The 5,724-nt window shown below is 43.8% G+C and carries 14 protein-coding genes; all 14 read left to right on the forward strand.

Annotated elements, in window-relative coordinates:
* Positions 1-62 precede the first annotated feature (62 nt).
* Positions 63-266 carry a hypothetical protein gene (locus Q7J27_08805; protein ID MDO9529245.1) on the forward strand — a complete coding sequence of 68 codons (204 nt, stop codon included), beginning with the start codon at positions 63-65 and terminating at the stop codon, positions 264-266.
* Positions 267-339: 73 nt separating this feature from the next.
* Complete coding sequence (locus Q7J27_08810; protein ID MDO9529246.1) at positions 340-627, forward strand: hypothetical protein; 288 nt, start codon at positions 340-342, stop codon at positions 625-627.
* Between the two features lie 16 nt (positions 628-643).
* The gene (locus Q7J27_08815; protein ID MDO9529247.1) at positions 644-967 is read left to right on the forward strand and encodes a hypothetical protein; all 324 of its coding nucleotides are present in this window, start codon (positions 644-646) and stop codon (positions 965-967) included.
* A 6-nt stretch (positions 968-973) separates the two neighbouring features.
* The gene (locus Q7J27_08820; protein MDO9529248.1) at positions 974-1,315 is read left to right on the forward strand and encodes a DUF2958 domain-containing protein; all 342 of its coding nucleotides are present in this window, start codon (positions 974-976) and stop codon (positions 1,313-1,315) included.
* Positions 1,316-1,317: 2 nt separating this feature from the next.
* On the forward strand, positions 1,318-1,494 hold the full coding sequence (locus Q7J27_08825; GenBank protein MDO9529249.1) for a hypothetical protein: 177 nt from the start codon (positions 1,318-1,320) through the stop codon (positions 1,492-1,494).
* Positions 1,495-1,511: 17 nt separating this feature from the next.
* Complete coding sequence (locus tag Q7J27_08830; GenBank protein MDO9529250.1) at positions 1,512-1,856, forward strand: DUF4406 domain-containing protein; 345 nt, start codon at positions 1,512-1,514, stop codon at positions 1,854-1,856.
* The gene (locus Q7J27_08835; GenBank protein ID MDO9529251.1) at positions 1,822-2,103 is read left to right on the forward strand and encodes a hypothetical protein; all 282 of its coding nucleotides are present in this window, start codon (positions 1,822-1,824) and stop codon (positions 2,101-2,103) included. The genes Q7J27_08830 and Q7J27_08835 overlap by 35 nt, the downstream gene beginning before the upstream one ends.
* Positions 2,104-2,259: 156 nt before the next feature.
* Positions 2,260-2,433, forward strand: coding sequence for a hypothetical protein (locus Q7J27_08840; GenBank protein MDO9529252.1), 174 nt, complete (start codon positions 2,260-2,262; stop codon positions 2,431-2,433).
* A 148-nt stretch (positions 2,434-2,581) separates the two neighbouring features.
* Positions 2,582-3,055, forward strand: a complete 474-nt coding sequence (locus tag Q7J27_08845; GenBank protein MDO9529253.1) for a metal-dependent hydrolase — start codon at positions 2,582-2,584, stop codon at positions 3,053-3,055.
* 16 nt (positions 3,056-3,071) lie between these two features.
* On the forward strand, positions 3,072-3,620 hold the full coding sequence (locus tag Q7J27_08850; GenBank protein ID MDO9529254.1) for a hypothetical protein: 549 nt from the start codon (positions 3,072-3,074) through the stop codon (positions 3,618-3,620).
* A gap of 23 nt (positions 3,621-3,643) precedes the next feature.
* Positions 3,644-4,513 (forward strand): hypothetical protein, encoded by an 870-nt coding sequence (locus tag Q7J27_08855; GenBank protein MDO9529255.1) that lies wholly within the window; start codon positions 3,644-3,646, stop codon positions 4,511-4,513.
* Positions 4,514-4,534: 21 nt separating this feature from the next.
* Complete coding sequence (locus Q7J27_08860; protein MDO9529256.1) at positions 4,535-4,993, forward strand: hypothetical protein; 459 nt, start codon at positions 4,535-4,537, stop codon at positions 4,991-4,993.
* The gene (locus tag Q7J27_08865; protein ID MDO9529257.1) at positions 4,990-5,112 is read left to right on the forward strand and encodes a hypothetical protein; all 123 of its coding nucleotides are present in this window, start codon (positions 4,990-4,992) and stop codon (positions 5,110-5,112) included. Before Q7J27_08860 ends, Q7J27_08865 begins: the two co-directional genes overlap by 4 nt.
* An 81-nt stretch (positions 5,113-5,193) precedes the next feature.
* On the forward strand, positions 5,194-5,724 hold a 531-nt coding region (locus Q7J27_08870; protein ID MDO9529258.1), incomplete at its 3' end, for a vitamin K epoxide reductase family protein.

Genomic DNA, 5,724 nt, shown 5'->3' on the forward strand with positions numbered 1-5,724 from the left:
AACTTTATTAGAGGGGCTCTCGCTTTAAAGAGTCCCTCTTTTGAAAAGGAAAGGAGAAAGTCATGGGACATGTATTAGTTATTGGAAAATGCGGACAGTGTGGAAAACCTTTCAGCTTCAATCCGCGCTATGTGGTTAGCAAAGACAACATCCCCTTTTGCAGGGAATGCGTTGAAGCTGCCAATCCAGTTAGAATTAAGAACGGTCTTGATCCCATTCATGTTCATTCTGAAGCCTATGAGCCACTCGACGAAGCAAGCTTCTAAGGTGGAATTAAAGACTCAACTTCGGGGCTCTCGCTTTAAAGAGTCCCTCTTTTGAAAAGGAAAGGAGAAAGTTATGAATAACAGACCCGAAAGACCGGAGCCCACAGTGGAAACTATTGAATGTGACCACTGCGGGAAGGAGATCGAGATCTTGCTGGAATGGTGGTGGGATACGGGGTTAGCTAAACCCAAATGGGTACACTCCACACCGGAAACATGCGACCGGCATAGTCGCCTCTGCCAGCAGTGCCTTAACCGGAAGTTAGTGTATCAAGAAAGGGCACAAGAATACATGAGTGATAATCCCCCTGGATGGTTCGACCCTGCCGATGCAGGCGAGCAATGGGATGCTGATTATTGAGGAAAGGAGGTTTGTTATGGTAAAAATTAAAGTAGAAAGCATAGAACACTTAAAAAGTCTCACTTCTGAAGATCCGAAAGAATTTATCCTTGCGCTGAAGCACGGTTGCTTCACCCGAAGAATTATATTCTACGATGCGGATTCGGACATGTTTTTCGTGGACGATCTGTGTGTGGGCTACACTTCAGAGTATACCATTGCCCAGCTTACAGAAGAAACCAATATAGTCAGGGCAATTCAAAAGGGAGCCTTTTACATGGAAGTAGAGAATGAGCAGGTTGCGGCTCATATACACACAACTGAAGCACTCCGAAAAGGAGAGAATATCGACGGGAGGTAAAAGACCATGTGGAACGAACCAACAAAAGAGAGGTTGGCAGAAATCCCCGGCCTGTATGAAACCGAGAACGTCTCCACCATGGACAAGCTCATCTATCTGCACTTCTTTATCGGAGGCAGTGATTGGTACATCGCTGAATATGATGAGGAGAATGACCTGTTCTGGGGATTTGCAATTCTAAACGGTGATTATCAAATGGCCGAATGGGGCTACATTTCATTTGAAGAATTGAAACAGATCAGGATCGAACCTCTTGGACTTGAGATTGATTGTGAAATTGAAACAGTCTGGCGGGTTCGCAAAGCCTCAGAGATAGAGGAAATAAGGAAAGGAAATAGGTGGAGGTAAACATGAAAAATCAAATAGTAATAATTGTGGAAGGTGGTGTTGCAAGGGAGGCCTATTCAAATGTCCCTGATCTTAATCTTGAAGTTCTGGACATTGATACAGAGAAGACTGATCCGGAATATGAGGAAGAGGCACAAAAACTCCGCGCATTGATCAAAACACTTCCCTACAATTATTAGCGAAAAGGAGGTTATCAATGAAAGTAGTTTACATTGCGGGTCCTTACAGGGCAAAAACGATCTTTGGGCGGATTATTAACATCATCAGGGCCCGTCGGGAAGCGCTTAAGTGGTGGAAAAGGGGCTACGCGGTCATTTGCTCCCACAGTAATTCAGCGCTTTTTGATGGAAAAGCTCCCGATAGTGTTTGGCTGGCAGGTGGATTGGAACTGCTTAGACGATCAGATATTATTGTTATGTTGCCCGGATGGAAGTTTTCACAGGGATCAATACAGGAATATCATACTGCTAAACTGTTAGGAATAAAAGTCGAGGAGGGGGAAATCTATGGAAAAGAAAAAATATTACCACTACACACTTGAGGAAATCAATGGAGAGCAGGAGTATGTCTATGATTACCTTATCGAGACCGAAAGTCTTGAGGATGCTGAAGAAATCGCCAATGCACATGCCGGCACATTCTATTCAGATGAATCAGAAGAAGTATGTGGCGGAAGTTATGTATTCTTCGGTGGCGCGATTTCTGTGGAAATCCTGTCAGTGGCTGAAATTACAAAGGAGGATTTTATTAGAAACATGCTCCAGAGAGCTACTCTAAAAGCAGCATAATCCTTTGATTTATGGGATGGGACGTTAAATAGCGTCTCATCCCCCTCATCCCATCACGTGTCCTTCTTCCCATTGGGAGGTCCAACAAAATGGACTTTTCAGTAGGGAGAAGGACACCTTCTTCCTTAATTTAAAATCCAATTAAGGAGAAAGAAGATGGGAACGAGGAAAGTCAAAGGATTGGTAGAATTAGTAAAATCACAAAACGGAAAATTGACGATTGTAGACTATGGCATTCCCAGTAAAGTGGCGACTTATGTTGCTATGGGATACATAGTCCAAAACTCTCAATTTTCAAGCAGGAAAGCTGAGGCCGAAAGACCTCGGTGAAACGCTACACAACCCCGTGGTGTCTATTGATGCTACGGGGTTTTTTTGTTTTTGGAAAGCAGCTATGTTCGTTTTTTTTCTTAAATCCCCTACCCTGCTACCCCCACATTAGTGGCACTCATGTTCATATATAGTAAAGGAACAAGAAATGACCAGAGCAAACCACACACTATCAGGAATACTTTTGGCCGAAGGAATAATCGCTTTCATCAGTCCCGGTCTTCTCACGATTGCGGGGATTTCTTACGTGCTTCAGGATAAAGCAATGTGTGTAGCGGTTCCACCTATAATTGTAGGTTCCATGGTTGGCGCCGTTTTTCCTGATATTGACCTTCGCATACCGGGTCTGGAGCACAGGACTTTAACTCACTGGTTTATTCCCTATGTAGCAGGAATTTTACTGGCATATTTTCTGGTCTATTCCTGGGTACTGTTCTTTTGCACCGGCGCCCTGGTTCACATCCTTTTGGACTCACTCAGCCTGATGGGAGTACCGATCTGGACCCCCTTCGGGAAGCGCAAGGGATTTAGAATCATGAGGGTGGGAAATTTTTCGGAAGTGATCGCCGCGTTGCTGATGGTTGTGTGTATGTATGGGATTTGGGCAATAACCACAATATAAGAAAGGGATTACTATTATGGAAAGGCCAACATTTGAAGAATTTGAGAGTGATCTGTCAACGTTTTTCCATGAACCGTTGACATTAAAAAGTAAAACGATTGCTTTCAATTTCTGGACTAATTGGCAGGAGATAGTCAATTACACCAAAGCACACAGGTTGAGGATTGCGCTTCATCCGTCTGTACTCGACAATTATATCCATAGAAATTATCCCAGGTACAAGATGTTTAAGAAGATGAAAAACGTGAGCATGGCAATATTGATAATCGCCATCATATTTTCCTTCGGCCTGGCAATCAAATTTGTCATGCCTGAAGCGATAATCGTTACTACGTTTGTTATAACACCAGCTGCACTTGCCGTAATGCTGCCCTATTCTCATATGGAAGTCATGAAATTCGCGCACGGTAGAAACCTGCTTAACAAAATCGAAACCGGAATTAAGTCGGATGTTCCCGTCAGGGATATGATTAATCTATGTGCCGCCTATATTATGGGACAGATAGGGTTACAGACAAAGAAGGGCGTTGCCTTCTGTCCTGATTACCCCTGTCTGGTCCTTTAACGTCCAAAGAGGGGACATTTTTTATGCCTATCATAGAAGGAGAGACCAAAATGCGACAAAAATTAGCGAAATCGTTTAGCTTGATAGTACTTGCTCTTATTTTAATTATAATTTGTCCCGCAGGTAATCTATCAGCAGCCTCACCCCCCACTTATCACGGGAAGGCCCTGAACCACACAATGTCATTCGGTCTCAGCATGTACCATTTTGACTATAAAGAAGATGTTTCTCCCCCACTTAAAAGCGAAGTGTCAGGAGACCTCCCCGGAGCATACATGGAATATACTTACGACCGGCTGAACAGTATTTACTATAATCTTCTTGCCGAGTACGCCAGGTATGACCTTACCTATGACGGCACCACACAGGGAGGAACTCCAGTCTCATTTGATGATCCGCAGGAGCATCGCCGTTTTGAAGGCAATATTGGGTATACCCTTGATACGGGAAAGCGATCTTCCCTGATCCTATATTGGGGGCTTGGTTACCGTCAGTGGAATCGAAGCGAAGCAAAGGATCACGGCGTTGCTACCAGCTACAAAGAGGAATACGAATGGCTGTACATGCCGGTCGGGGCAAAGATCATCTTTGAACTAAGTGACGACTGGAGAATTGAACCAAACTTTGCCTTTCGTGTGATGCTTGACGGTAGAATGAAGGCAAAGATGGGTGAAATCGGGGGTCAGGACCTTGAGTTTGACCTGGGAAATGAGACAGGCTGGTATGCCAGCGTTGCTGTCAAATACTACTTTTCACGTCACTGGGGTGTTGAGCTTACCCCCTGGCTGGAAAAGAGCAAGATCGGCAAAAGTAACATAGTCGGCGGGTACTATGAACCGGCAAGCGACACAACTATGTATGGGATCAATATGGGGATTGTTTATTCCTTTTAAGGAATAGGGGAACAGGGTGAAATGATCGAATATCACTGGAAAAACGTACATATCGAAATAGCGGTAAAGGAATACATGCACGTTAAAAAATATTCCGGCTATGGGGAAAGGGAGACCTTTACTTCTACCATTCCGGTAAGCATCAGGTTCTGGGAATATGAGATAAACAGCCTGACTGAACTGGCTTTTGTAAAGTCTGTACTGCAATCCTATATTTATAACCGTATGAGAAGCATGGCGAAGGAAGTTTTCAGTATTAACCTAAACCCGACAAAATGTTTAGCCGTAACAGAAACATCAAAGGACGGGGAACGATACCTGAAGATCTGGTGTGAACAGGACGGAAAGATTTTAAAGAAAGAGTATTTCAACTATCAGGAGGTGGTGATGCTGGATACAGCCATGAACAAGGCAATAACCTGCCTTTCTACGAACATCACAACAACATTAACAAACGATAAACCGATGAGAGCAACATGACAGAAACGGCGTTTAAAGAAGCTGTTAGCCTCCGGCAAGCTGGCGAAACGGAACTCATTAAATTAAAAAGAAGCAGTAAAAAATCCTCTCATGAAACACAAAATCAGGGGAAAATGTAAAGCAAGAATTATCTTTTTGGAGAAAAAACTTGGGTTACTTGAGAAACTGTTTATACCCGGTTTCCTGGGAGGTAACAATACATGCAAAAAGTAAGGACAACCGCAAAAAGGCTTTTTCCCATCGTCAGTTTCACAGGACTGGCTATCGTTATCATTGAGCTGTTTATGCAGTTATTTGGTACCAGTGTGTGTCCTACAGAAGGGTGTAGGGTCGTTGCCCAACATGCGCGTTACGGTGATATAGCAATGCTTATACCGGGCATTATGGTATTTGCCGCACTCGCCCTGCTGTCGGGATTTAACCTCGTTCTGCGTGAGAAGCGATTGGATTGGTTTATCAATATCATTTTGACAGCGGCGATAGCTGCTGAGGGCTTTCTCGTTGGCTATCAGGCATTCAGACTCCACACTTCCTGTACATTCTGTCTTACAGTTTTTGCGATCTTCGTTCTTCTTGGTATCCTGAGAATTCTGGAAGGGCATAAAGAGGTTGTTTCAGGGTTTGCCATCTTCATTGTAATTCTCGGTCTCTTTTCCCTCGTCCTTCCCGCTGTGAACAACAATTGTGACTGCATTAAAAACAGTCGTCTCACACTGTTCTATAACGATGAC

It is taken from the genome of Syntrophales bacterium (genome assembly GCA_030655775.1).
In the GTDB taxonomy this organism is placed as follows: Bacteria; Desulfobacterota; Syntrophia; order Syntrophales; family JADFWA01; genus JAUSPI01.